General features: G+C 56.5%; 23 protein-coding genes and 2 rRNA genes (1 of these 25 only partly in view). 11 read left to right on the top strand and 14 right to left on the bottom strand.

Going from position 1 to position 25,311, the window contains the following annotated elements; all coding sequences use genetic code 11:
* From SPV1_RS02105 to SPV1_RS02090, 4 genes are all read left to right on the top strand, one after another.
* Positions 1-1,201 (top strand): 23S ribosomal RNA (locus SPV1_RS02105); it begins 1,746 nt to the left of the window's first position.
* An 82-nt stretch (positions 1,202-1,283) separates the two neighbouring features.
* Positions 1,284-1,398, top strand: a 5S ribosomal RNA gene (gene rrf / locus SPV1_RS02100).
* Positions 1,399-1,763: 365 nt separating this feature from the next.
* Positions 1,764-2,168 (top strand): hypothetical protein, encoded by a 405-nt coding sequence (locus tag SPV1_RS02095; protein WP_231288246.1) that lies wholly within the window; start codon positions 1,764-1,766, stop codon positions 2,166-2,168.
* Positions 2,169-2,380: 212 nt separating this feature from the next.
* A complete protein-coding gene (locus SPV1_RS02090) occupies positions 2,381-3,799 on the top strand; it encodes an adenylate/guanylate cyclase domain-containing protein (RefSeq protein WP_040881613.1) in 1,419 nt (472 codons plus the stop codon).
* A gap of 41 nt (positions 3,800-3,840) precedes the next feature.
* Here the strand turns inward: SPV1_RS02090 and SPV1_RS02085 are convergent, their stop codons facing one another.
* The 14 genes from SPV1_RS02085 to SPV1_RS02020 all read right to left on the bottom strand — a co-directional run bounded on the left by SPV1_RS02085 (position 3,841) and on the right by SPV1_RS02020 (position 17,914).
* On the bottom strand, positions 3,841-6,447 hold the full coding sequence (locus SPV1_RS02085) for a cation-translocating P-type ATPase (protein WP_009849437.1): 2,607 nt from the start codon (positions 6,445-6,447) through the stop codon (positions 3,841-3,843).
* A 230-nt stretch (positions 6,448-6,677) separates the two neighbouring features.
* On the bottom strand, positions 6,678-7,160 hold the full coding sequence (locus SPV1_RS02080; protein WP_009849436.1) for a hydrogenase maturation protease: 483 nt from the start codon (positions 7,158-7,160) through the stop codon (positions 6,678-6,680).
* Positions 7,161-7,165: 5 nt separating this feature from the next.
* Positions 7,166-8,626, bottom strand: a complete 1,461-nt coding sequence (locus SPV1_RS02075) for a Ni/Fe hydrogenase subunit alpha (protein ID WP_009849435.1) — start codon at positions 8,624-8,626, stop codon at positions 7,166-7,168.
* A gap of 104 nt (positions 8,627-8,730) precedes the next feature.
* Positions 8,731-9,270 carry an NADH-quinone oxidoreductase subunit B family protein gene (locus tag SPV1_RS02070; protein ID WP_018294372.1) on the bottom strand — a complete coding sequence of 180 codons (540 nt, stop codon included), beginning with the start codon at positions 9,268-9,270 and terminating at the stop codon, positions 8,731-8,733.
* A complete protein-coding gene (locus SPV1_RS02065; protein ID WP_009849433.1) occupies positions 9,260-10,006 on the bottom strand; it encodes a 2Fe-2S iron-sulfur cluster-binding protein in 747 nt (248 codons plus the stop codon). The genes SPV1_RS02070 and SPV1_RS02065 overlap by 11 nt, the downstream gene beginning before the upstream one ends.
* Positions 10,003-11,769: an NAD(P)H-dependent oxidoreductase subunit E gene (locus SPV1_RS02060; RefSeq protein WP_009849432.1), complete on the bottom strand. Its 1,767-nt coding sequence runs from the start codon at positions 11,767-11,769 to the stop codon at positions 10,003-10,005. The genes SPV1_RS02065 and SPV1_RS02060 overlap by 4 nt, the downstream gene beginning before the upstream one ends.
* 96 nt (positions 11,770-11,865) lie before the next feature.
* Complete coding sequence (locus SPV1_RS02055) at positions 11,866-12,576, bottom strand: urease accessory protein (RefSeq protein WP_009849431.1); 711 nt, start codon at positions 12,574-12,576, stop codon at positions 11,866-11,868.
* The gene (locus SPV1_RS02050; RefSeq protein ID WP_009849430.1) at positions 12,573-13,748 is read right to left on the bottom strand and encodes a Kae1-like domain-containing protein; all 1,176 of its coding nucleotides are present in this window, start codon (positions 13,746-13,748) and stop codon (positions 12,573-12,575) included. The genes SPV1_RS02055 and SPV1_RS02050 overlap by 4 nt, the downstream gene beginning before the upstream one ends.
* Before the next feature lies 1 nt (position 13,749).
* A complete protein-coding gene (hypE, locus tag SPV1_RS02045; RefSeq protein ID WP_009849429.1) occupies positions 13,750-14,775 on the bottom strand; it encodes a hydrogenase expression/formation protein HypE in 1,026 nt (341 codons plus the stop codon).
* Positions 14,772-15,890, bottom strand: coding sequence for a hydrogenase formation protein HypD (hypD, locus tag SPV1_RS02040; RefSeq protein ID WP_009849428.1), 1,119 nt, complete (start codon positions 15,888-15,890; stop codon positions 14,772-14,774). The genes hypE and hypD overlap by 4 nt, the downstream gene beginning before the upstream one ends.
* Entirely contained in the window at positions 15,887-16,120 is a 234-nt protein-coding gene (locus SPV1_RS02035) for a HypC/HybG/HupF family hydrogenase formation chaperone (RefSeq protein ID WP_009849427.1), read from the bottom strand. Before SPV1_RS02035 ends, hypD begins: the two co-directional genes overlap by 4 nt.
* A 5-nt stretch (positions 16,121-16,125) precedes the next feature.
* Entirely contained in the window at positions 16,126-16,956 is an 831-nt protein-coding gene (gene hypB / locus SPV1_RS02030) for a hydrogenase nickel incorporation protein HypB (RefSeq protein ID WP_009849426.1), read from the bottom strand.
* Positions 16,956-17,297, bottom strand: a complete 342-nt coding sequence (gene hypA / locus SPV1_RS02025; protein ID WP_009849425.1) for a hydrogenase maturation nickel metallochaperone HypA — start codon at positions 17,295-17,297, stop codon at positions 16,956-16,958. The genes hypB and hypA overlap by 1 nt, the downstream gene beginning before the upstream one ends.
* A gap of 197 nt (positions 17,298-17,494) precedes the next feature.
* On the bottom strand, positions 17,495-17,914 hold the full coding sequence (locus tag SPV1_RS02020; protein WP_009849424.1) for a CBS domain-containing protein: 420 nt from the start codon (positions 17,912-17,914) through the stop codon (positions 17,495-17,497).
* Between the two features lie 173 nt (positions 17,915-18,087).
* Here SPV1_RS02020 and SPV1_RS02015 point away from each other — a divergent pair, with 173 nt between their 5' ends.
* From SPV1_RS02015 to aroC, 7 genes are read left to right on the top strand one after another with little or no spacing between them, the layout of a single operon-like run.
* Positions 18,088-18,966: an SDR family oxidoreductase gene (locus tag SPV1_RS02015; protein WP_009849423.1), complete on the top strand. Its 879-nt coding sequence runs from the start codon at positions 18,088-18,090 to the stop codon at positions 18,964-18,966.
* Between the two features lie 17 nt (positions 18,967-18,983).
* Positions 18,984-19,373 carry a metallopeptidase family protein gene (locus tag SPV1_RS02010; RefSeq protein WP_009849422.1) on the top strand — a complete coding sequence of 130 codons (390 nt, stop codon included), beginning with the start codon at positions 18,984-18,986 and terminating at the stop codon, positions 19,371-19,373.
* On the top strand, positions 19,370-20,284 hold the full coding sequence (locus SPV1_RS02005) for an AAA family ATPase (protein WP_009849421.1): 915 nt from the start codon (positions 19,370-19,372) through the stop codon (positions 20,282-20,284). The genes SPV1_RS02010 and SPV1_RS02005 overlap by 4 nt, the downstream gene beginning before the upstream one ends.
* Before the next feature lie 45 nt (positions 20,285-20,329).
* A complete protein-coding gene (locus SPV1_RS02000; RefSeq protein ID WP_009849420.1) occupies positions 20,330-21,364 on the top strand; it encodes a DUF58 domain-containing protein in 1,035 nt (344 codons plus the stop codon).
* Position 21,365: 1 nt separating this feature from the next.
* Positions 21,366-23,276, top strand: a complete 1,911-nt coding sequence (locus SPV1_RS01995; RefSeq protein WP_009849419.1) for a DUF3488 and transglutaminase-like domain-containing protein — start codon at positions 21,366-21,368, stop codon at positions 23,274-23,276.
* 60 nt (positions 23,277-23,336) lie between these two features.
* Entirely contained in the window at positions 23,337-24,122 is a 786-nt protein-coding gene (locus tag SPV1_RS01990) for an enoyl-ACP reductase FabI (RefSeq protein ID WP_009849418.1), read from the top strand.
* A gap of 3 nt (positions 24,123-24,125) precedes the next feature.
* Positions 24,126-25,187: a chorismate synthase gene (gene aroC / locus SPV1_RS01985; protein ID WP_009849417.1), complete on the top strand. Its 1,062-nt coding sequence runs from the start codon at positions 24,126-24,128 to the stop codon at positions 25,185-25,187.
* Positions 25,188-25,311 lie beyond the last annotated feature (124 nt).

Below are 25,311 nucleotides of genomic sequence, written 5' to 3'. Positions count from 1 at the left end.
GGGGTGCCCTTTTTATGTGAAGCGACTTGCTCGTGGAGCAGAAGGGGGTTGCAGTGACCAGGGGGTAGCGACTGTTTACTAAAAACACAGCACTCTGCTAAGCCGTAAGGCGATGTATAGGGTGTGACGCCTGCCCGGTGCTGGAAGGTTAAGAGGTGGGGTTAGCGCAAGCGAAGCTCTGAATCGAAGCCCCAGTAAACGGCGGCCGTAACTATAACGGTCCTAAGGTAGCGAAATTCCTTGTCGGGTAAGTTCCGACCTGCACGAATGGCGTAACGACTTCCCCACTGTCTCAACCAGAGACTCAGCGAAATTGAACTCGCAGTGAAGATGCTGCGTTCCCGCGGCTAGACGGAAAGACCCCGTGCACCTTTACTACAGCTTGACATTGGATCTAGGTATATTTTGTGCAGGATAGGTGGGAGGCTTTGATATGGTGACGCCAGTTACCATGGAGCCACCCTTGAGATACCACCCTGAATATGCTTGGGTTCTAACCAAGGCCCGTTATCCGGGTTTGGGACATTGTCTGGTGGGTAGTTTGACTGGGGCGGTCGCCTCCTAAAGAGTAACGGAGGCGCGCGAAGTTTCACTCAGGTTGGTCGGAAATCAACCATTGAGCGCAAGAGTATAAGTGAGACTGACTGCGAGACTGACAAGTCGAGCAGGGACGAAAGTCGGTTCTAGTGATCCGGTGGTTCCGAGTGGAAGGGCCATCGCTCAACGGATAAAAGGTACGCCGGGGATAACAGGCTGATTCCCCCCAAGAGTTCATATCGACGGGGGAGTTTGGCACCTCGATGTCGGCTCATCACATCCTGGGGCTGGAGCAGGTCCCAAGGGTTCGGCTGTTCGCCGATTAAAGTGGTACGTGAGCTGGGTTTAGAACGTCGTGAGACAGTTCGGTCCCTATCTACCGTGGGCGTTGGAGAATTGAGAGGATCTGTCCTTAGTACGAGAGGACCGGGATGGACAAACCTCTGGTGTTCCTGTTGTTCTGCCAAGAGCATTGCAGGGTAGCTACGTTTGGAACGGATAACCGCTGAAGGCATCTAAGCGGGAAGCCGGCCTCAAGATAAATTCTCCCGGAGCTTTAAGCTCCCTGAAGGGCCGTGGAAGACTACCACGTTGATAGGCTGGGTGTGGAAGTGCAGCAATGCATGGAGCTGACCAGTACTAATTGCCCGTGCGGCTTAACCATGCAACGTTAAGACATTGAGTGTTTGAATTATCACAAAATAACCAGCTATGGTTGGACCTTAATGGGTTCAGCCCACCAGTTTCCTGGTGTTCATAGCAAAGAGGAAACGCCTGATCCCATCCCGAACTCAGAAGCTAAGCTCTTTTGCGCCAATGGTACTGTAGCGTTCGTTACGGGAGAGTAGGTCAATGCCAGGAATTTATCACAAAGCCCCATCGTCGAGAGTAATCTCCGATGGGGCTTTTTTTATGCCGAAAATATAGCTATCGCGCGGCGGATCTGCCGCCGCTTGCTGGGGCTTTTTTTATGCTCGAAATTCAAGAGTTGTAGGCGCGTTTGTTTATAAAAATACTATCGCGCGGCGGGACAGCGCCGCTTGCTCCTGGCGGTTTTTTTATGCTCGAAATTTAGAATGAATAAACACTATCGCGCAGCGGGAATACAGCTGCTTGCTCCTGTTTGACCCTGTTCCGCTTACAGGCATACTCTCTTGAGAATAAGAAGAGAACTTCAGGTTTTGTTACGACAAACGAAGCTCCTTATATGCATTTATGTTAAGGCGGTGTATGATTTTATCGTGATTCGGGGTGCCGTGTATTTCAGCCTTGTGTTTGCTGTTGGCTTCATTCTTGGCGTTATTCGCGTCACCTGGATTGTGCCTCAGTTTGGCGAACGTGCTGCCGAGCTCATGGAGGCCCCGTTGATGCTTGCTGCCATTTACGTCGCGGCTCGCTTTGTCACTCGTCGCTTCAGGGCATTACGCGTAATGGATTATTTATATTCAGGTTTAATTGCATTGTTACTTTTGCTTACCGTAGAGTTCTCAGTGGTGCTAGGGCTACGGGGACTGAGCATCAGAGAGTATTTGGAGGCTCGTGACCCTGTTGCAGGTGCTGTCTATGTCATGATGCTTATCATCTTTGCAGTCATGCCGTGGCTGGTAGGGAACAGACATACCGCCGCTTAATTGGAGGGCTGACGGGGGGCGGGTCTTGAAGGTTGAGTTTTCTACCCGGTTAGAGTGACCTTATTCAGGCGCGAAGTTAACTGTGGCAATCACCATCCCAGTAAATCAGGGCGTAACGGGTGAGAGCGGTGCTTACGCTATATGTGATAACGATCACCATACTCAAAACATATCTGTGTAATATCCGGCTCATTTTCACGGAGGACACAGTTGTGCCTTTAACTACAGGCGATCAGCGGGAAACCATTCTGGTTGTAGACGATGCACCTGTTAACCTCAAAGTTATGCAAGCACTGCTTCAATCAAGATATGAGGTGATGCTTGCAGGCGATGGGGAAGAGGCCATGGCACTTGCGCTTTCGTCAAACCGGCCGGACCTCATTTTGCTGGATATCATGATGCCGGGCGAGAATGGTTATGATGTGTGCCGACGCCTGAAGGCAAATGCTTTGACTGCGGATATCCCGGTAATTTTTGTGACGGCAAAAGATACAGGCGATGATGAACTGGTCGGCTTTGATGCTGGTGCTGCTGATTATGTCAGCCGCTCGGTTTCACCGGCTATTATGCATGCACGTATCAAGAATCAGCTGGATCTCTGCCGGGCCAACAGAAAACTGCACCTGGCCTATCATTTTATTCGTAAGACATTCGGTCGCTACCTTTCTGAAGAGGTGGTCGATAATTTAGTCGATACGCCCGACGGCTTGAAGTTGGGCGGAGAGAAGCGCGAGGTCACTGTACTGATGGCGGACCTTCGGGGCTTCACCTCATTGTCGGAGCGGCTGCCTGCAGAATCGATCGTGGACATGGTCAATATCTATCTGGGCGTGATGACCGAGGTTATCCAGCGCTATATGGGCACCATCAATGAATTTATCGGTGATGCGATTCTGGCCTTCTTTGGCGCGCCGGTTCAACGCGACGATGATGCCATGCGGGCTGTTCGCTGTGCCGTTGAGATGCAGCTGGCTATGAGGCAAGTGAACCTGCGCTATGAGGAGGCCGGATATCCCCGGGTAAAAATGGGGATAGGAATCAACACCGGTTTTGCCATTGTCGGCAATATAGGCTCAAGTATCAGAAGTAAATATGGCGTGGTCGGGATGTTGGTCAATATCACTTCGCGCATCGAGTCCTATACGGTCGGCGGACAAATTCTGATCTCGGAGACAACACGCAATGCCTGCCGTGAACAGTTGCGGATCGATGACGAAATCAGGGTGTTGCCGAAAGGTGTCAGCCATGAAATGACGATTTTTGATGTCGGCGGCGTCTATGGTGATCAACCGCTGTTGCTGGCCGAAAAGAGCTCGGAGCCGCTGGTTACCATTGCCCCATTGCCGGTTCTTGTTTCTCCCCTTGAAGGCAAGTTTTCCCGCGAAACATTTGATGGGAAAATATTGCAATTGAACAGCTCTGCATTCGAGATGCAGCTGGATCAGGATTGCTCAACCCTGAGCAGTTTGAAACTGATTCTGCCCAATGAGGCCAAGCTGTATGTGAAGGTGGTGCGTAACAGTTCGGTTAATCCGATCATTGTGCATGTCAGTGTGACCTATATGCCGGAAGAGGCTGAAACATTTATTTCCAACCTGATGCACGCCTCCAGATGTGCTTTGACCGCCTGATATATCTCCGCTCTTTTTGCCAGTCCAAGGTTGTCATGGGCCTAGCCCTCCTTGTAAATTACACCGCGGCGGATCAGCCACTTCTCGAATTCAACGAAGACCAGTACCAGTGATGACAGAATCATGCAGACGGCCAGATCGAACAGTGGTAGCGGCTGGGTGTGGAATATGCTGTTGAGTGCCGGCAGGTAGATCACGGCCAGTTGTAAGATCAGTGTCAGCAGCACTGCACCGAGCATCGGCAGGTTGCTGAACAGACCGATGCTGAACAGCGAGCGGGTTTCGCTGCGTACGGAGAGTGAGTGAAACAGCTGTGATACGGTCAATACGGTGAAGACGACGGTCTGCCAGTATTCTGCGCCTCGTGAGATGGCCCACGCCTGCGAGGCAATTGAGATACCGCCGACAAACAGGCCGACCCAGATAATATGTTGCCACATGCCGTGGGCGAAGATGTTCTCTTTCGGCGGGCGCGGCGAGCGCTGCATGATCCCTTGTTCGGCAGGCTCCGCTGTAAATGCCAGCCCCGGTAAACCGTCGGTGACCAGGTTGATCCACAGGATGTGAATCGGCAGCAGCGGGATTGGCAGGCCGAAGAAAGGGGCCAGAAACAGCGTCCAGATTTCACCGGAGTTTGAACTCATCGTGTCCTTGATGAACTTGCGAATGTTATCGAAGATATGGCGACCGGATTTTACGGCGGTCACGATGGTGGCGAAGTTGTCATCAAGCAGCACCATATCCGAGGCTTCGCGCGCCACATCGGTGCCATGTTTGCCCATGGATACACCGATACCCGCTCGCTTGAGTGCCGGCGCATCGTTGACCCCGTCGCCGGTCATGGCAACAAACTCGCCGTTAACCTGCAGCGCCTTGACGATGCGCAGCTTTTGCTCCGGCGTGACGCGCGCATAAACACGGATGGACTCGACGATGCGGGCAAACTTCTCATCACTTAGCTTTGCCAGTGCATCACCAGTGATTAGTGCATGCCGGTCATCGGTAATGCCCATGCGTCGGGCAATGGTCATGGCTGTGGCCGGGTGATCGCCGGTAATCATCACCGGTGTAATGCCGGCCGTCAGGCAATCGGCTACCGCCTGCTCCACTTCCGGGCGGGGTGGATCAATCAGGGCGACCAAGGCCAGAAAGGTTAACTGCTGCTCAACTGCTTCGGAGGTGACGGGGTCAGGTAGTGCGGAGAACTCGCGTGTGGCAAAGGCGAGTACCCGGTAGCCTTCACGTGCCAGCTTCTCCGCCGTGGCAAGCATCTCGCCGGCATCAAAACCGTTGTTGTTGCTGCACTGGGCCAGCACTCGCTCGGGGGCGCCCTTGATATAGGCGACAACGCCTGAGCGCGTGCGGTGCAGTGTTGCCATCTGCTTGCGCGTGCTGTCAAAGGCGATAATGCCCAGTCGCGGCATAGCCTTTTCCAGCGACTCTCTGTCATAGCCGGCTTTCAGCGCGGCTTCAAACAGGGCCAGCTCGGTCGGCTCGCCTGCCGGAGCCCCGTCTTTTTCCGCCACATCGTTATTGAGTGCCATTGCCTGCCCGAGCGCGCGCCATTGCGAGTCGGCAGATGCTGCCTGCAGGGTGTTGTATTGTGTTGTTGCGGTAACGACCAGGTCCACGCTCATATGATTCTGTGTCAGGGTGCCGGTTTTATCGGTGCAGATATAGGTCACTGAGCCGAGCGTCTCCACCGCCGGCAGATTGCGCACCAGCGCCTGATGGCGGATGAGCTTGCGCGCCCCCAGTGCCAGAGAGATGGTGACGACGGCCGGCAGAGCCTCGGGAATAGCGGCAACGGCCAGACTGATTGCAGTCAGAAACATCAGTACGACATCCTCTCCCCGCAGTAAGCCGACCACGAATACCAGTGCACAGATGGCCAGTATGGCCAGAGCAAGATGTCGGCTGAAACGGTCCAGGCGGATCTGCAGCGGGGTCATGACGCCGGTTTCATCACGCAACAGCCCGGCAATGCGACCGATTTCCGTATCCGAGCCTGTAGCTACTACGACGCCCTGACCGCGCCCGCGCGTCATCAGGCTGCTTTTGAATACCATATTGTGACGATCGGCCGGTGTATGGGCGGCTTTGCCCAGCGCCGTATGTTGCTTGTGCACAGGTATGGATTCGCCGGTCAGGGCGGATTCATCCAGCTGCATCGCCTCGCTCTGCAGCAGGCGCAGGTCGGCAGGCACGATATTGCCTGCCTCAAGCAGCACGACATCGCCCGGTACCAGGCCGGCTGCCGGCAGGGTGATCACTTTGCCATCGCGAAGCAGGCGTGCGTCGGGTGCCGCCATCTCGCGCAGCGTGGATATGGCGCGCTCAGCCCGCAACTCCTGCACTGTGCCGACAATGGCATTGAGCAATATAATCACGATGATGGCAATTGTATCCTGCGGCTCGCCGATGAAGCCGGAGAGCAGTGCTGCGGCAAGCAGCACGATAATCATAACGTTGGAAAACTGCGCAAGCACGATGGCGGGTAGCGTCCGTCGTTTTGCTTCCGGCAACGTGTTCGGCCCATAATCGGCCAGACGTTTTTGCGCTTCGGTGGCAGTCAACCCCGCAGCAGATGAGTGCAACTGCTGCAGCGCCTCATCCGGGGTCAGGTTGTGCCAGTTAACCGGTGCCATTCCGAATCAGCTGCCGGCCTGCCGGTTCTGTAACTGCCGGAGGCATGGTGCTCGCCATGTTGTGATCAATCGTTCTGTAACAAATCGCATCTGCGTGATCCTCGCCTGTGCCGCGAAAGCTGAAGCCGCAACCTGTTTTGGCATTATAGGCTAAAGCAGCCGGATGAACACGGGCCTGTTTTCACGATTGCAGCGGCAAGCCACGCTGTTGATGTGGAGTGGCGGTGCGCTTAGTCGTCGTCGGCTATGGCAAATGAGCGCCAGCGGGAAATCTCCGGCGTGTTACAGAGCATGCGCGTGAATGCGATCGCTTCATCAAGATTGGCGGAGGCTCTGTTGCCGAGAGACTCGCCCAGTTCGAACTGATAGCCGCGAATGCGGAGCAGAAACGCTGGCGGTGGGTGGCTGTGGTATACCTGCCGGTAGGCATGCAGCAGCGCGTGCGGACTCATTGCGTGGCTGGTGTAGCTGCCGTCCTTCTCTTCGGAGATCTCCGAGAAGTGGAGTTGCCCGTCGCAGGAGGCATCGGCATCAACGAACAGGATCAGCTCCCGCCCGGCCATGTCCACGATGTGCTCGACCTGCAACTGCATATCGGTGAAACATGCCACTTCCGGCAGCGCCAGCGTTTCGAGCCGCTCGATTAGCGCAGGTCCTGCGCCATCATCGCCGCGGCCCGGATTACCGTAACCGAATACGAGAACAGGATTCATACGGCTCAGGCGCGTTCGATGCTGCCGTTAACGCCCTTGGTCAGGCAGTCGACCACGGCACCGTCCGCATCGATCAGCTCCACCTGCAGCGGCATCTTGCCGAGTGCATGCGTGGCACATGACAGGCATGGATCATAGGCACGTACAGCCACTTCCAGATGATTGAGCAGTCCTTCGGTGATCTCATTGCCGTCCAGATATTCATTGGCTACCGAGCGTACCGACTCGTTCATCGCCTGGTTATTGCTGGTTGTCGAAACAATCAGGTTGGCCTTCTCGATCAGACCCTGCTCATCAATCTTGTAATGATGGAACAGGGTGCCGCGCGGCGCTTCGATGACGCCGATACCTTCGCTGCGTTTTTCTCCGGTTACCACCAGATCATTGCCGGAGATATCCTCATCATTGAGCAGCAGTTCGATCGATTCAGCGCAGTAGAGCGTCTCAATCATGCGTGCCCAGTGATAGGCCAGCGTATCCTGTACAAAGCCGCCATCGGCAAAGGCCCGGAAGCGCTGTCTGGCCTCTTCTGCCAGCGGTGTGCTGATAACATCGCAGTTGTTGACGCGCGCCAGCGGCCCCACGCGATACCAGCCGTTCTCCTTGCCGAGTGCTGTGAAGTAGGGAAACTTCATATAACTCCACGGGCGCACCTCCTCGCGGATAATCTCCTGATAACCGCGATAGTCGAACTGATCAAAGAGTGTACCGCCGTCCGGGTCTCTGGCACGCAGGCCGCCGTGATAGATCTCCAGTTCTCCCTTGGGTGAGATCATGCCGAGAAAGTGGGTGTTCAGTGCGCCGAAACTGTGGTTCTCCGGGTGTGACATGTGGACCTGCTCATTCAGAGCTACCGCCTCCTGAGCCCATTGCTTGATATCGGCAATACCGGCAAGCAGCACATTACGCTCTTCCCTGCTCAGTGATTTGTTCATGCCGCCGGGAACGGCAGCCGAGCCGTGTACGCGCTTGCCTGAAATTGCAGCGATGATCTGCTGACCGTATTTGCGCAGTTTCACCCCTTTAAGTGCCAACTCCGGATGTTTTTCGATGACACCGACAATATTGCGCTGTGCGACATCGCTGCCGAAGCCGAACAGCAGGTCGGGCGAGGAGAGGTGAAAGAAGTGCAGCGCATGTGACTGCAGTGTCTGGCCGAAGTGCAGCAGTTGTCGCAACTTCAGGCTGGTTGGTGTCAATGCATCCACGCCGACCAGTTGATCGACAGCCTTGGCCGCCGCCAGATGATGGCTGACCGGGCAGATGCCGCACAACCGTTGTACGAATGTCGGCACCTCGCCGTAGGGGCGCCCCTGAATGAACTTCTCAAAGCCGCGGAACTCGACAATATGCAGGCGGGCTTCATGCACACGATTTTCGGCGTCCATCAGCAGGGTTATTTTTCCGTGACCTTCGACGCGTGTAACCGGGTCGATGGCTATGCGGCGCATTTGTTCACTCATCATTTTCTCCTTCAAATCTAAAGCGGGGCGGCGTCACAGCATGTATGAGAACAGATACGTGGGGAAATACTCTGTTTGGTTCCCCTGCATCCTCCGCAGTAAAAGCATCAGTCATAGTGCAGAATCTCTTTCGGCAGGCTGGGCTCCTTGCCTTCGAGCAGGTCGGTCAACACCTTCATGAAGGCGTCGGCCGGTGGCGGACAGCCCGGGAGGTAATAGTCGACATGCACGACTTCGTGGAGGGGATGTACCTTGGAAAGCAGCAGCGGCAGCTCGACATCATTCGGTATCATCGGGTTTTCCACGCCGATGCCATCCAGATAAGCCTCTTCCAGACACTCTTTGAGTGTAAAGTGATTACGCATGGCCGGCACGCCGCCATTGATAGCGCATGCCCCGACGGCGATGATGATTTTGCAGTTCTCGCGGAACTCCTTGAGCACATGCACATTATCGGCATTGCACAAACCGCCCTCAATCAGGCCGATATCGCACGGGCCACAGTGCTTGATATCGGTGATGGGGGAGCGGTTGAACTCGACATGATCGAGCAGTTCAACAATGCGCTCGTCGATATCGAGGAGGGACATGTGGCAGCCGAAGCAGCCTGCCAGTGAAGTTGTGGCGACGCGGATTTTAGTGCTCATCGGAATGCTGTCCTTTACGTAGAATGACCGGTTCAAGACCGGGCTCTCCAACCATGTGCAGATCAAATGTGCGGCGCCCGATCGGCACCTCGTAGCCCTCTTCCTTGATCAGAATAGCGCCTACCGGGCATATATGCGCTGCCAGATCGTCGGTGGTGATATTAGTGTCGACGAGTTTTCCCGATTCCGAGTTGACGATCAGACGGGCGTCAGTACCGCGTCCGGTGATGGCGAAAACATCCTTGCCATCGACCTCGCGGCTGGCGCGCACGCACAGCTCACACAGAATACAGCGGTCACGGTCGAGCATAATGCCGGGATGCGATGCATCCACCTCGCGGCGCGGGTAAAACTGCGGGAAATGACCGTCGAGCATATCCAGATGATAAGCCACGGCCTGCAGTGTGCAGTTACCTGTTTTCTCGCAGGAGGGGCAAAAATGATTGCCTTCGACAAACAGCATCTGGGTGATGGTTTTGCGGACCTCATTCAGAGCGTCGGTGTTGTTGCTGATCTCCTGACCGGATGAGGCAGGCAGTGTGCAGGCAGAGGCGCTGCGTCCGTTGACTTCAACCGTGCAGAGCTTGCAGCTGCCATGTGGCGAAAGCCCCGGACGATGGCAGAGGTGAGGGATATAGATATCGGCAGCCAGTGCCGCATCCATAATCGTCTGTCCCTCTTCGAAAGGAATTTCGCGCCCGTCGATGGTGATGGTTTTGTTGGTTGGTTCACTCATGACAGATGTGCCTCCGCGTCATCCCGATGTGTGATCCGGCGCGCCTCTTCGAGCGATGCATCCAGATCAAAGTGTGGTGCATATTCACTGTGCAGCAGTCGCTCTTCGAACAGCTTCGGAAAACGCTGTAGTGCATCGAGAACAGGGTTGGCTGCAGTCTGTCCCAGGCCGCAGTGCGAGCGGCGTTTGACCAGTGTCGCCATACGGTACATCTCATCCATGTCATAGCGCGTGCCGTGACCGCTGACGATCTTGTCCAGCCCGTTTTTCAGCAACGATGTGCCCACCCGACACGGGGTGCAGAAACCGCAGCTTTCGTGCGCAAAGAAGTGGGCAAAATTGCTGATCACGGCGAGCAGGTCGCGCTCTGCCCCGAAAATCATGAAGGAGCCGCCTGTCGCCAGATCCTCGAAACCCAGTTTGCGCTCGAACTCATCCGGGCCGATCAGTGTGCCGGATGGTCCGCCGACCTGGATGGCCTGTACATTTTCGGCACCGCAGTCATCAAGAATCTTCTGGATGCTGACGCCGAATGGATATTCATATATGCCGGGTGTGGTGCAATCTCCGCTGACACTGAGGATTTTGGTGCCGTCGGACTTGTCAGAACCCTGGGTGTTGAACCATTCACTGCCATGGATAGCGATCTGTGCGGCCGCAGCCAGTGTTTCAACATTGTTGACGACTGTAGGCTGGCCGAGAAAGCCGCTGGTGACCGGAAAGGGTGGACGCACACGCGGAATGCCGCGCTTCTGCTCCATCGATTCAATCAGTGATGATTCCTCACCACAGATATAGGCGCCGGCGCCGACAATAATGTCGATGTCGAAGTCGAATCCCGTCTGGCCGAGAATGCCTGCTCCCAGCAGGCCGGCCTGCTGCCGCCTGCTCAGTACGGCGTACAGTTCAGGCAACAGGTAACGATATTCAGCACGCAGGTAGAGATACCCCTTTTGTGCGCCGATGACATAGCCGCACAGGGTCATGCCCTCGAATACTGCATGGGCATGGCTGGTCAGCAGAATACGATCCTTGAATGTGCCGGGCTCGCCCTCATCGGCATTACAGATGACATAATGGGCATCACCTTTTGCCTCACGACAGAACTTCCATTTCATGCCGGTGCCGAAGCCTGCACCGCCACGACCGCGCAGACCAGATTTGGTGATCTCTGCCAGCAGGGCTTCCGGCTCCATGTTAATGGCGGCGGACAATGCGCTACCTGTATCGAAGGCGGTGCCCAGTAACAGGCCGTTCTTGCGCACATTATCCTGCACGCGGAACCATTCGGCCGGCCACTGATCGAGTGGGGTGGCGGCCTCTACATGGCTGGCAATCATCTCAAGCCGCTGTGCGCTCAGCTGCGTTATCGTGCGACCGTTGACCAGCAGTGCAGGCCCCTGATCGCACATGCCGATGCAGGAGGTGGCATCAATGCTGACCGAGCCATCCGCACGTGTGTTGCCGGGGGAGACATTCAGCTTTTCGCATAACTGCTGCATCATGGCCAGATCACCGCAGCTGGTGCAGTTGCTGAACAGGATGTCGTAGCGCCCGCGCGGCGAGCGGTGAAAGAATGAATAAAAATCAACGACACCTTCGATCTGGCTGATCGGCAGCTTCAGTTCCGTTGCCAGATTGATAATGGATTGCTGAGGGATATGGTGAAATTGTTGCTGCAAATCGTACAAACGGTGCAGCAGGTGATCGTTTTGCCTGGTCAGGGAGCCGGGCTTCGTGTCCGACCCGTTATTTGTGTCCATGGAAGACTCCTATAGTGCTGCGACATTGTATAACAGTATAACCATAATAAAAAGGTGTAATAAGCACTTTTCTTTTTATGTGAAGAGGTTTTCGGGTCATATAAACTGACTGCTTTTGGCGATGTCATACATGATGCTGATGCCAAGACATAGCGTTGCACTTCCGATGCCCAGTTGCAGGTAGTGGTGCAGTGCGGAGAAGCGGTTAGCCGACTGTTGCAGCGGTAACATGATGACCGCCGACAGAGCTGCCATGCCGGCAATAGAGCCCGCACCGAACAGGGCGATATAGATCATGCCTGTGGCGAAGGAGTGGACGGATTGCAGTGTCAGGACGATCAACGCGGCGGAGCCGGCCATGCCGTGCATAATGCCGACCAGCAAGGCCCGCATCGGAAAACGCCCGGCATGGAGGTGCTCATGGGAGTTGTCTGCATGCAGGGCTTTATCGGCATGGCTATGAAAATGGATATGACGTGAGCCGTCGGCATGGCGGTGGACATGGATATGCATGCGCTCCTGTATAAAACGCCGCATCACATCAATACCGAGTGCGACCAGCATGATGCCGACAGTAAATTCAAGCATCAGGGCCATGTGTTCGGGAATCATCTGGTCGAGTAACATCACTGCCGAGCCGAAGGCAAACAGTGTGAGCGTATGGCCCATCCCCCAGACAGAGCCCAGGCGAATGGATTCGCGCATCGACGGCGATTTTGTCACCAGTGAAGCCACGGCCGCAACATGGTCTGACTCCATGGCGTGGCGCATGCCGAGCAGGAAACCCATCAGCAGAACCTCGATCATGCGACCTTCTCCTTTAACCGGATTGCCGCAGCAACAACCGCCTGACCGAGGCAGATGCCACCGTCGTGGGCGGGAACCTGATGATGTTGTAGCACACTAAGGCCATCCTGTTGCAGTGCTTGTGGCAGGTGGGTGCTGATCAGCCGGTTCTGGAACACACCGCCGGAGAGGGCAATGGTATCGACCCGGTGTGTGCGGCACAGTGACACGGCTGTGACATGCAGGGCATCGATGATGGTGCGGTGGAAGCGTGCCGCGATCACACCGGTATCGGTTCCGTTCTGTATGTCGCCCAGCAGCTCCAGCCACATCGGCCGCCAGTTTAGTTGCAGGCAGCCGTTTTCGTCGCTTGTCTGATAGTTGTAGCGAGCAGTCTCACGGTCAAAGCATGTGCTTGCAGCCTGCTCCAGCGCAATTGCCGCCTGTGCCTCACAGTCGACCCTGTCGCGATAGAGGCCGACTGCGGCAGCTACGGCATCAAACAGACGGCCGCAGGAGGAGGCGAGCGGCGCATTCAGTCCCGATGCCAGCATGGAGTGCATCATGGCCACCGGCTTGTTGTTCAGGAAGCGGATGATATCGGTGTCGGAAAATGTTGTGCTCACCGTATCCCACAGTGGTAACAGGTGGGCCAGCGTATTGCGCCACGGCTCATGAATGGCGGCAGCTCCGCCCGGCATGGCAACAGGCTGGAAGCGGCCGACTCTTTGAAAGCCACGGTAATCGGCCAGCAGGAATTCGCCGCCCCAGATGGTACCGTCCTCGCCAAAACCCAGGCCATCCAGCGCGATGCCGAGCACCGATTTGCAATCCAGCGGCAGATTGTTGTCGGCCATGACTGCGGCGATATGGGCGTGGTGGTGCTGAACCTGCTGCAGAGGCAGGCTCAATTCGTCAGCCAGTTGCTGCCCGTATTTTGTCGACAGATAATCGGGATGGCGGTCAATCGCGATCTGCTCCGCTTTGCAGGCGGTCAGAACACTCTCTGCCGATGCAAGGAAGTGGCGGTAGATATCTTCCTGCTCCAGATCACCGATCGCCACGCTCAGCCCGGCCGTGCCATGGCGAATCAGACAGATGCTGCTTTTGAGTTCTCCGCCCAGTGCCAGCGTCTCTGCTGCCGCCTCAAAACCTGCAGGTAGTGCAACGCTTATCGTCAAGGGCGACCCCATATCAACAGATTCTCGGCAGCTGTTCGCCGGCCAGCCAGTCGACAACGCGTTTGCCGCCGAAGGCGGTCGCCATCACCACCATCTGTTGTGCATCCGTACAAACCGTGCCGATGATGGCGGCGTTTTGCGCCAGCGGATGTTTTTGCATGATAGTGAGCAAGCGCTCTGCATCTTCGGGAGCCACGATGCAGACCAGCTTGCCCTCGTTGGCGATATAGAGTGGATCAAGCCCCAGCAGCTCGCACGCGCCTTTGACCTCGGCCTTGACCGGGATCGCCGTCTCCTTGATACGCATGCCCACGCCGGATTGGCGGGCCAGCTCATTGAGTGTGGTGGCCAGCCCTCCGCGGGTCGGATCGCGCAGGCAGCGTATGCCGGGTACGTCTGCAACCATCGCCGCCACCAGCGTATGCAGGGCGGCGGAATCGGATTCCATGGCGGTGCCGAACTCGAGCCCTTCGCGGCTGGAGAGGATGGCAATGCCGTGATCACCAATTGAGCCGCTAACAATGATCAGATCGCCCGCTCTGGCTCGATCCCCTGAAATATCAACATCGGCGGGCACGATGCCGATGCCGGTCGTGGTAATAAACACGCCGTCACCCTTGCCCCGCTCAACCACCTTGGTATCACCGGTGACAACCGGCACACCGGCGGCTTTACTGGCGCGGGCCATGCTGATGACAATGGCTTCGAGATCTGCGAGCGGAAAACCCTCTTCGATGATAAAGCTGGCGGCGAGATAGAGGGGAGAAGCGCCGCTCATGGCTACATCATTGATGGTGCCGTGTACCGAAAGCGATCCGATATCGCCGCCGGGGAAGAAGAGGGGCGTAATGACATGGGCATCGGTGCTGATCACCATGCGTCCGGCAGGCACGTTAAAGGCCGCCTGATCGTTACCCTGACTCAGCAGGCTGTTATCGAAGTGACGGATAAACAGCTCCTCGATCAGCGTGGCGGATGCCCTGCCGCCGCTGCCGTGACCCATCTCAATGATGCCGTGTTTAATATCCAGTCTGCTCATGTTGTGCCCGTTGTTTCACGGTATCTGCCGTAGCTGTAGTAGGCGGCGCACGCCCCTTCGGAGGAGACCATGCAGGCTCCCTTCGGATCTTCGGGGGTGCAGGCGGTGCCGAAGAGTTTGCACTCATCCGGATTGTTGACGCCGCGCAGGACGGCCGGGCAGATGCACCCTTTGATATCGGCGGTGGCAATCTCTTTCATGTTAAATCGTTTCTCGGCATCAAAGGCTGCGTATTCGCTTCTGATTTGCACGGCGCTCTCAGGCAGTGAGCCCAGTCCGCGCCATTCAAACATCGGACGCTGCTCAAACACTTCTTGCATCAGCGCCTGTGCCTTTTGATTGCCGGTTTGGCTGACTGCGCGGGTATACTGGTTCTCCACTTCTGCCTCTCCGGCATTGATCTGTCGCACCAGCATCAGTACCGATTGGATGACATCGACCGGTTCAAAACCGGCAATCACCAGCGGTACCCGGTATTTATCGCAGCAGTCGGCATATGCGCGGCTGCCGATAATTGCACTAACATGCGAGGGCCCCAGGATGCCGTCGATCCCGGCTTCGCCCGCAGAGAGGATATGCATCATCGCAGGCGGTGTTTGGACATGATTGCAGAATACGGTGAAGTTATTCAGTTGCATTGCTTTGGCTATTTTCAGCACGGCTGCAGTCGGCGGCGTGGTGGTTTCAAAACCGATGGCAAAAAAGACCACCTGACGTTCGGGGTTGGCCTGTGCGATGGCGAGCACATCGGTGGCCGAGTAGATCATGCGGATATCGGCACCGCGTGCTTTTGCCTTGTGCAGGCTGTCGCGGCTGCCTGCCGGCACGCGCATCAGATCGGCATAGGTGCAGAGAATTACACGCTCCTCTTCGGCCAGTCTGATTGCCGACTCAATACGGCCGGCCGGCAGTACACAAACAGGGCAGCCGGGGCCGTGAATGAAACGGACATTTTCAGGCATCAGGTCATTCACGCCGAAGCGGAAGATCGCATGGGTATGGCCGCCGCAAAACTCCATCAGGCGGTAGTTTCTCCCGGGCTTTACCTCTGCCCGGATAAGTCGGGCCAGCGCGCTGGCTGTATCACCATTCCGAAACTCATCGACGTATTTCATCCCTCTGCATCCTGAGCGCGCAATTCAGCAAACAGGGCCAGCGTTTTTGCCGCTTCCACGGCATCAATGCGCTCAAGAGCGAAGCCGACATGCACCAGTACGTAGTCGCCTACAGCGACCTCATCGAGTAGCTGCGTGGAGACCTCCTTGCGGATGCCGTCGAGATCGATCATGGCCGTTGATGCGGCGGGATTAAGGGATTCGACCCTGGCCGGAACTGCAAGACACATAGGTTTTATGCCCCAACTGCTGTTTCAGTATTGCCGATCAGCGTGACAGCGCGCGTTGCCTGCAGCCACTGGTACCACTGTGCCATACCCTCGCCTGTTGTTGCGGAGAGCTGTAGCACCTTGATGCCGGGATTAACCCGTTGTGCATATGCAATACACTGATCCACATCGAACTGCAGGTGTGGAAGCAGATCTGTTTTGTTGAGCAGCATCAGGTCTGCCGCATGGAACATATCGGGATATTTAAGCGGCTTATCCTCGCCTTCGGTGACAGAAAGAATGACCACCTTGTGCGCTTCACCAAGATCGAATGAGGCGGGGCAGACCAGGTTGCCGACGTTTTCGATAAACAGCACGCTCTTATCCTCGGTTTGCAAACCCTCCAGTGCATGGCCGACCATGTGGGCATCCAGATGGCACCCTTTGCCGGTGTTGATCTGGATTGCGCTGGCGCCGGTGGCGCGGATGCGCTCGGCATCGAGCAGGGTCTGCTGGTCACCCTCGATCACGGCCATAGGCAAATCATCTTTCAGATCGGTCAGCGTGCGGGTGAGCAGGGTGGTCTTGCCGGAACCGGGGCTGGATACCAGATTCAGTACCAGCATGCCGCGGCGACTGAACTGACGTCTGTTCTCTGCTGCATATGCATTGTTCTTGCTCAGAATATCCTGCTCGATACGCAGGATGCGGGAGTGACTCAGCCCCGGCGCATGCGAGGCGTTGTGCCCGTGCTCTGCATGGTCATGATGGTGGTGGTGATGATGGTCATGACCGTGTTCATGGGTATGGCCCTCGATTTTTGTATCGCCCTCAGCGCAACCGCATGTCGTGCACATTATTGAACCTCCAGTTCCTTGATCCGCATTTCATCTCCGGCAATCAACTCCAGCGGGTAGTGACCGCATTCAGGGCAGCCGTCAAAACGTGCGAACAACTCTACCTGACGCTCGCAGGCGGGGCAGATGGCCCGGCCCGCAATATCGATAATTTCCAATCGGGCGCCATCGGCCAGCGTGCCTTTGGCAACGGCATCAAAGCTAAAATGCATGGCCTCAGTTTCAACGCCGGCCAGTGCCCCGATTTCCAGCCAGACGGTTTTCACCCGGGTGAACTGCTGCATCGCGGCCTGATCTTCGATCAACTGCACCACGCCTTCGCACAAGGACATTTCATGCATGCCGATGCTCCGGAGCCACGGTAAAAAAAGTTATGTGATGTGTGTGTTGCATATTTGTTAAACCTTTGCGGCATTAATCGACAGGCGCACTCCTGTACGTTCATTAACTTCGACCATCATCCATGACGGAAAAAGGTAATCTACAGATACTGTTGCAATGCCGGTTAAAAACAGATGAATAGCAGTGTAGAGGGGCCCTAGGTGGCGGCGATATATCCCTCGAGCTGGGTGATCAGGTCATCCTTCTCCTGCAGGGTCAGTACAATAATATCCCGCAGCGAGATCAGCCCGATAAACTCATCACCATCGAACACCAGCAAGTGGCGACATCGTTTTGTCTCCATGATGTGCAGCGCCTCTTCGCAGCTGGCATCAGAGCTTATCTTCAGGTGATCGGTGTGCATTACATCCTTGATCTTGACTGTGTCGGGATTCCGATCCTTGCCGACGACCCGCATCATCAACTCGCGTTCGGTGAATATACCGACAATGCGGGAGTGGCTGGTGATGACCACTGAGCCGATGTAGTTCTCCGTCATCAGCTTGGCGGCTTCCAGTACTGTGTGATGCTCGTCAATTGTTGCAACGGTTTTTTTGATGCCTGAAGTGATTTTCATGGTGTGTGCCTCATATGCAGTGAATCTGCGTACATGCTATACCCGTATTTTATCTGTGTCATGCCATTCATCACGCCTTCAGATCAGCAGGAAGATGAACGTGCCGGCACGTATTATAGCGCAAGTCAGGTAACCCGGATTGCTGTTTTTGCCATGCCGGCTAGTCTAAAGCGATGAGCAGAGATACAGAGAGCATACTGATTCTCGGTTGCGGCTATGTCGGAGAACGGGTGGCCGCCGCATGCCTGAGTCTGGGCATGCGGGTGATCGGAACAACGCGTGATGAGCGGCGTGAAGCAGCGCTGAGCGCTCAGGGGATGGAGGCTGTTGTAGCTGCCTCGCCTCTGGCGTTGCCGGAGGCGCTGTTGGCTTCCATGGATCTGGTGCTGGATTCCATTCCACTGGAGCGGGATGAATCGGGCATGCGTGCAGGGCAGCCTCTCTGGTTGCCGGAGCTGGCCGGCCGTTTGACAGGTGTTCGCTGGGCGGGCTATCTCTCTACCACCGGCGTATATGGTGATGCCGGCGGCGCATGGGTGGATGAGTCGTTTGTGTGTCGGCCGGGCAGTGCGCGAGGGCTTGAGCGGTTGCGTGCTGAACAGGCCTGGCTGAGTTCAGGTTTGCCTGCCGAGGTATTCAGGCTTGCCGGCATTTACGGGCCGGAACGCAATATTCTCGGGCGACTGAAAGCGGGCGGTTACAAGGCCGTGAGGTGGAACCCAGCGCATTACTCCAGCCGCATTCATGTCGATGATATCGTTGCAGCCGTGATCAGTGCGATGCGGTCTCCCGGAGACGGGCGTATCGTCAATCTGGCTGATGACATGCCGTTGCCGCATGCCGATTACGTGTGCGAGGTGGCGCGGATGATTGGTACGCCACTACCGGAGATTCTGACTGAAGCCGAGGGTGAGGCGCAGTTGTCGCCGGCCATGCTCGATTTTTTCCGTGATAACAAACGGATTTCAAACCGGTTACTGCATCGTGAATTACTGACGGAGCTGAAATATCCGGATTTCAGGTCGGGCATGCAGTCCCTGATCCGAATATAAAAACAGGATCGACCAACATGGATACTGATCAATTTCAAAGTCTGGCTCAGGAGGCGCTCAATACACTGCCGGAGCCGTTTTTGCTTGCCATGGAGAATGTGGTGATTGTAGTGGAGGATTATGCTGATAGCGAAGTGCTACGCAAAATGCAGCTGAGCTCCGCCTATGATCTGCTCGGGCTCTACGAAGGGGTGCCGTTGACCGTACGGGAGAGTGGCGCAGCTGGTAGCCTGCCTGAGATGATTCGTTTGTATCGGGAACCGATTTTATCGATGTGCAGGCAAACGGGTGAGTGTATCGGAGATTGTATTGCGGATGTGCTGATTCATGAAATCGGCCACCACTTTGGTTTTTCCGATGCTGAAATGGAAGCAATCGAGTCGGGTCGTGTGGAGGCAAGAGGATGAATCATGCATATCAGGTGATGGATGAGCTCAGAGAGCAACTGGCCGGCATTCTGGCCGGCAAGGAGACCGCTATCAGGCAGCTGATGATAACGCTGCTCTCCGGTGGCCACCTGTTAGTTGAGGATGTGCCCGGCGTGGGTAAAACGACACTGGCACATGCGCTGGCATCGAGTCTCGACAGCTCCTTCGGGCGTATCCAGTTTACTGCCGATATGTTGCCTGCCGATATTGTCGGGGTGGAGATTTTTGATCCGGCGGAGAGGCACTTTGTCTTTCACCCGGGTGTGATTTTTCACCATATTGTGCTGGCAGATGAAATTAATCGCGCAACGCCCAAGGCACAGTCGGCATTGCTTGAAGCGATGGCGGAAGGGCAGGTCAGTATTGAGCGGGAGACAAGGCGGCTGCCGGAGCCGTTTTTTGTCATTGCCACGCAGAACCCGAGTGAACACAGGGGCACGTTTCCACTACCGGAATCGCAACTGGATCGCTTTTTTATGCGTATTTCTATCGGTTACCCGGATCGGCTGGCCGAACGCGAGGTGTTACTGGGCGCAGTTGGACAGGCCCGGCTGCCGGGCTTGAAGCCGGTGGCGACATGGGAGGATGTGTTGGCTGTGCGGGCACAACTGGCCTCAATGACGGTGAGTGACCTGCTGCTCGATTATGTGTTGGAGTTGCTGGCGATCAGTCGCAACGGCGAGTGGTTACAGCATGGTATATCACCACGGGCAGGTCGTGACCTGTTGCAGGCCGCGCGTGCACACGCATGGCTCGACGGTGCGGATTATGTCACGGCTGCCGATGTGCAGGCCGTCTGGTTACCCTGTCTGGCCCACCGCGTGAGTGCCGCCGGTGATGTGGAGCAAACGCTGTTGGCGCTACTGGATCATGTGCCTGTGCCGGCCTGATGTCTGAGCGTTTGCAGACAGGATTTCTGCAAGCGGGCGGATTTCATGGCGTATGATCCGGCCGATCTGAAGCTGCCGGCATGGCTGCTGGGTTTGCTCGACAGGGTTGTGCGTATGCATCTGCCGCTTACACCGCGCTGGCGGCTGGGTTTTACGCGTCCGGGCATCATCTTTGTTGCCGGCTTGTCGGGTATATGGGCGGCGGCATTCTATTCGGGCAATAACCTGCTCTACCTGTGCGGCGCGATGCTGTTGTCGTTGATGCTGGCAGCCCTGCTGCAGGGGGCGAATTTGTTGCGCCGGCTACCAATGCCGGTGCTGCCTGTGCTGCAGGCCGGCGAAACAAGGGTGCTGCATCAAACCATCCCGCTTCCGACTCCTGTTGTATGTTCCGGCGTGGTGGCGGTGACTTGCGCTGTCGGTGGCGAGCTGCTGCACCTGAGTGCCCGTTGTCACGGTCATGAACTGCGCTGGGATGCCAGATTGAGACCGGATCGGCGCGGCCTGTTTGTTGCTCGGGAGATGTTACTGAGCAGCGCTGCACCGCTGGGGCTATTTGTGCTCGGCTGCAGGCGATCGGTTGCCATCGAAGTGTTGGTGTTGCCTGTTCCCGTTGCCTGGTTGCAGGCAGATGGCAGCGGTGATGAGGCAGGCGGTTTCTCCGGTGACGAGTGGCACGATTTGCGCGCCTATGTGGCGGGCGATAGCCCCAGCCGCATTCACTGGCGCAGGGCGCAGGGCGAGCCGCTTTCATGGGCGGTTAAACGATTTTCTGCGGCAGATGAGAGGCAGGTCAAAGCGCGCCTGCGCGTGGATCTGCGCCTGCCACCCGGCATGCAGGTAAGTGCTTTCGAGCAGTTGATCGGACAGGTGTGGTTCTGGGTCAAACAGCATGGAGGAGAATGCGATATACCGGGCAGCGGGCAACCGGCTGAGCTGATCATCGGCGAGGATTATTTTGATCTGGCTGATGCGGCGCAGTATCAGTTGGCATTAAGAACGATTGCCGGTGCAACACCCGCACAACAGCCGCCTGCCGGCAGTGATGGTCTGCTGTTGAGTCTGGTCGAGGCGGACTAAGGTGGCCCGCGGTGTAACCGAGTTGCGGGAGCTGCGTGTAGAGCGGCTGACGCTGGCCGTGCTGCTGTGCGGTGTCGTTTCGCTGGCCCTGTCTGATTTTGTCAATCCGCTCTACTGGAGCCTGCCTGTGTGTGCGGCGCTGCTCAGGTTATGGCGGGGGCCGTCGCTCGCTCTTACCGAGATGCAGGCCAGTCTGGTCGGTTGGGCCGGGTTTATCTGGGTAGTTGTGGAAGTACTGCTCGGCCGTGCGCTGGTGATTGCCTTTACCGATTTTATGCTGATTCTGGCTTTTGCTGTTGTGGTGGAGGCCGCAACTGCGCGTAATCATCTGCATCGTATGCTGGTGGGGCTGTTCCTGCTGCTCGCGGCTGCGGTACTGACCGATACAATGTTTTATGCGCTGCCTCTGCTGGCAATGGCGTGGTTTCTCTGGCGAGCTTCAGCCTGCCTCTATGGGCTGGGTTGGCCGGGCGGTGATCTGCCTGCTGCACCGGCCAGGCAGGATATTCCTGCGGTGCTGCTGGTTGTTGCACTTGCTGTAGCACTGTTTGTGGCCATGCCCCGTTTTGAGTTTCACAGCCTGATGTCACCCATGCAGCCGCGCATGGAGACCAGCGGCTTTTCCGACTCGGTGCAGCTCGGCGATTTTGCCCGCAAGCTGGATACGCGTGTGGTCATGCGCATTGAGGCTGCAGGGCACAGTCTGCATACACAGAAGCAGTTTCGGCGTCTGATTGCGAACCGCTACTGGCGGGGCGCGACCCTGTCACAATTTACCGGCAAAGGTTGGCAGAAGGGCGGAGGAATCCGATTCCGCCAGCAGGCGGGCGATATCAAACTCTCAGCGGGCGACGGCATCTCTGTCGCGGTGTACCGGGAGGCCAGTGATCACGGTTATATCCTCTGGCCGGATGGTTTGCTGGAGCTTAAGGATTTGCCGGAGAGCGTGCGCGTTGATGATACCGGTGCCATTACCTTTGTCAGGGCGCCTCAACGCCGATTGCGATTATTGATGGATATAGGAAAGTCGCACACCCGGAGCCTGCCGATGCGGCCGCCGCGGCGGCTGGAGAGCGATACCTCCCATATCCCGGTACAATTAAAACAGTGGGTGCAGCGCGTGGGTGGAACTGGAGCTGCCGCTGACAGGCTGGCTCGCATCGCTGCCGAGTTGAAGAGCTGGCGCTATGATCTGAATGCGACGGTTGATAGCGCCCATCCGTTGCTCTCTTTCCTGCAGAACAAGCGCGGCCACTGTGAGTTGTATGCAACAACGCTAGCGCTGGCGGCGCGTGAGTTGGGCCTGCCGTCACGGGTGATAAATGGCTACTATAGGGGAGAATGGAATGACGCCGGTGGTTTCCTGTTACTCAGGCAACTGCATGCGCACAGTTGGGCTGAGGTCTGGCTGGACGGGCAGTGGCAGCGTATGGATGCCACGCCGTCGGCACGCTGGCAGCTCTCCTACCTGCGTTTCCCTGCAGCTGATCAGCTATGGGAGATGGCAAAATTGTCATGGTATCGTTATGTGCTGGAATTTAGCGCCGTCGACAGGCTGGGGCTGGTCGATCAATTATGGCAGTGGCTCAAGAGGTTGGTGCCCTGGTTGCTGGGGGGGACGCTTGCTGTTTCGCTGATATGGATCTGTTATCGTGGCGCTCTGAAACGGCTGCAGCTTGCCCTACTAGAGCATGGCAGGCTCTGGCCGCTGCTTGATCGCTGGCTGAAACAGCGGGGCGTGTGTCGCCTGCCGCATCAGCCGCTCAGGACGTTGCCGGTGCCGGATGGCATTAGCCCCGAGCGCTGGTCGCAGTTTGTGCATCAGTGGGAAATGCAGGCTTACGGGGCAGGGGCATCCTGGCGCAGACGGGATCTGAAACGGCATTTAGGTGCGCTTTTGCAGCGCGGCTGATATTCTTTGCAGCAATAATTTATTCTTTGCAGCAATTATAATGAATACTGGGAGTATGCAGTGGGAATTCTTGACGGTAAAAAAGGTCTGATCCTCGGTGTGGCCAACAATAAATCGATAGCCTGGGGCGTTGCTCAGGCGGCAAAGCGCGAAGGTGCAATCCTTGGGTTTAACTTCCTTGGTGAGCAGATGGAGAAGCGGGTTCGTCCGCTGGCCGAGAGTGTGGGGGCAGAGATTATTGCGCCGATGAATGTCTCTGATGAAGCCAGTATCGATGCATTTTTTACACAGGTGAAAGAGCAGTGGGGCGAACTGGACTTTATCGTGCATTCGATAGCCTATGCGAACAAGGACGCGTTGCAGAATCGTTTTGTGACCACAACACGTGAAGATTTTCACCTGGCGCTGGATGTTTCAGCCTACTCATTTATTGCCTGTGCCCAGCGTGCCGCGCCGATGATGAAAGCCGGTGGCAGCATGATCACCATGAGTTATCTGGGTGCTGAGCGTGCGGTTCCCGGTTACAATGTCATGGGGGTAGCCAAGGCTGCGCTGGAAGCCTCGACCCGCTATCTGGCTCAGGATCTCGGCAAGGACGGTATTCGCGTGAACTCCGTGTCAGCCGGGCCGATTCGTACACTGGCAGCCTCTGCCGTCGGTGATTTCCGCAAGTTGATGGAGAAGAGCGCCAGAGGTTCGATGCTGGGACGCAATGTCACTCAGGATGAGGTGGGTAATACTTGTGTTTACCTGCTCTCGGATATGTCTTCCGGCGTTAGCGGCGAGTTGCATTATGTCGATGCCGGGTTCCATGTCGGGGCCGGTGATCCGGGCTTTCCGGAATAAACGGTGTCAGGTTCAAGCAGCGGTCAGATATTCCGCGTTACAACAGCAGGTGAATCGCACGGCGCGGCACTGGTGGCTATTGTCGACGGCTGTCCGGCCGGGCTCCCGTTAAGCGAGGCCGATATTCAGCCGGATCTGGACCGGCGCAAGCCCGGTCAGTCGAAATACACGACCCAGCGACGCGAATCGGATGAAGTAGAGATCCTCTCCGGTGTGTTTGAAGGGGTGACTACCGGTTGCCCGATCGGGCTGTTGATCCGCAATACCGATCAGCGCAGCAAGGACTACTCCGACATCATGGACAAGTTCCGCCCCGGCCACGCCGATTTCACCTATTATGAGAAATATGGCCGACGCGATTACCGCGGCGGCGGTCGCTCTTCCGCGCGTGAAACAGCGATGCGTGTGGCGGCCGGTGCCGTAGCGAAGAAACTGCTGGCCGAAAGCGGCATCAGCGTGATCGGCTGGGTTGATCAGATCGGGCCGGTGAGGGCCGATCCTGCCCGATTCGATGTGAACGAAATCGCCAACAATCCGTTCTTCTGTCCGGATGCCGAAGCGGCTGCCGCCATGGCTACGTTCATGGATGGTCTGCGTAAAGAGGGCGATTCGATTGGTGCTGCGGTAACGGTGGAAGCGCATGGCATGATTCCGGGTCTTGGTGAGCCGGTATTCGACCGGCTGGATGCCGATATTGCCAAATCACTGATGAATATTCCGGCCGTCAAGGCTGTGGAGATCGGTGACGGTTTTGCCTGTATTGAAGCCCGTGGCTCGCAATTTGGCGATGCGATGCGTGCCAACGGATTTACCAGCAATCATGCCGGCGGCATTCTCGGCGGCATTTCCAATGGAGATACCGTACGTGCGCGCATGGCTCTCAAACCGACCTCATCGATTCTGAAGCCGAGGCCGACTGTGGATATCCACGGCGATGAAACCGAGATTATAACCAAGGGACGCCATGATCCCTGTGTAGGTATTCGTGCCGTGCCGATTGCCGAAGCCCAGCTGGCTCTGGTATTGGCAGATCACCTGCTCAGGCATCGCGCCAGCAGAGTATAGGCGATCTGTCGCCGCAGTTACGACCGGGGCGACACGGAAGTGGGGGCTGTCTATTTACTATCGTTTTCGCGTTTTCTGCCCTTGTTATCGTGTCAAACAGTCAATTCTGACCCGGTCAGTTTAT

Origin of the sequence: Mariprofundus ferrooxydans PV-1, assembly GCF_000153765.1 — a bacterium.
Lineage (GTDB): Bacteria > Pseudomonadota > Zetaproteobacteria > Mariprofundales > Mariprofundaceae > Mariprofundus > Mariprofundus ferrooxydans.
This window is presented reverse-complemented; position numbering and strand designations above follow the sequence as displayed.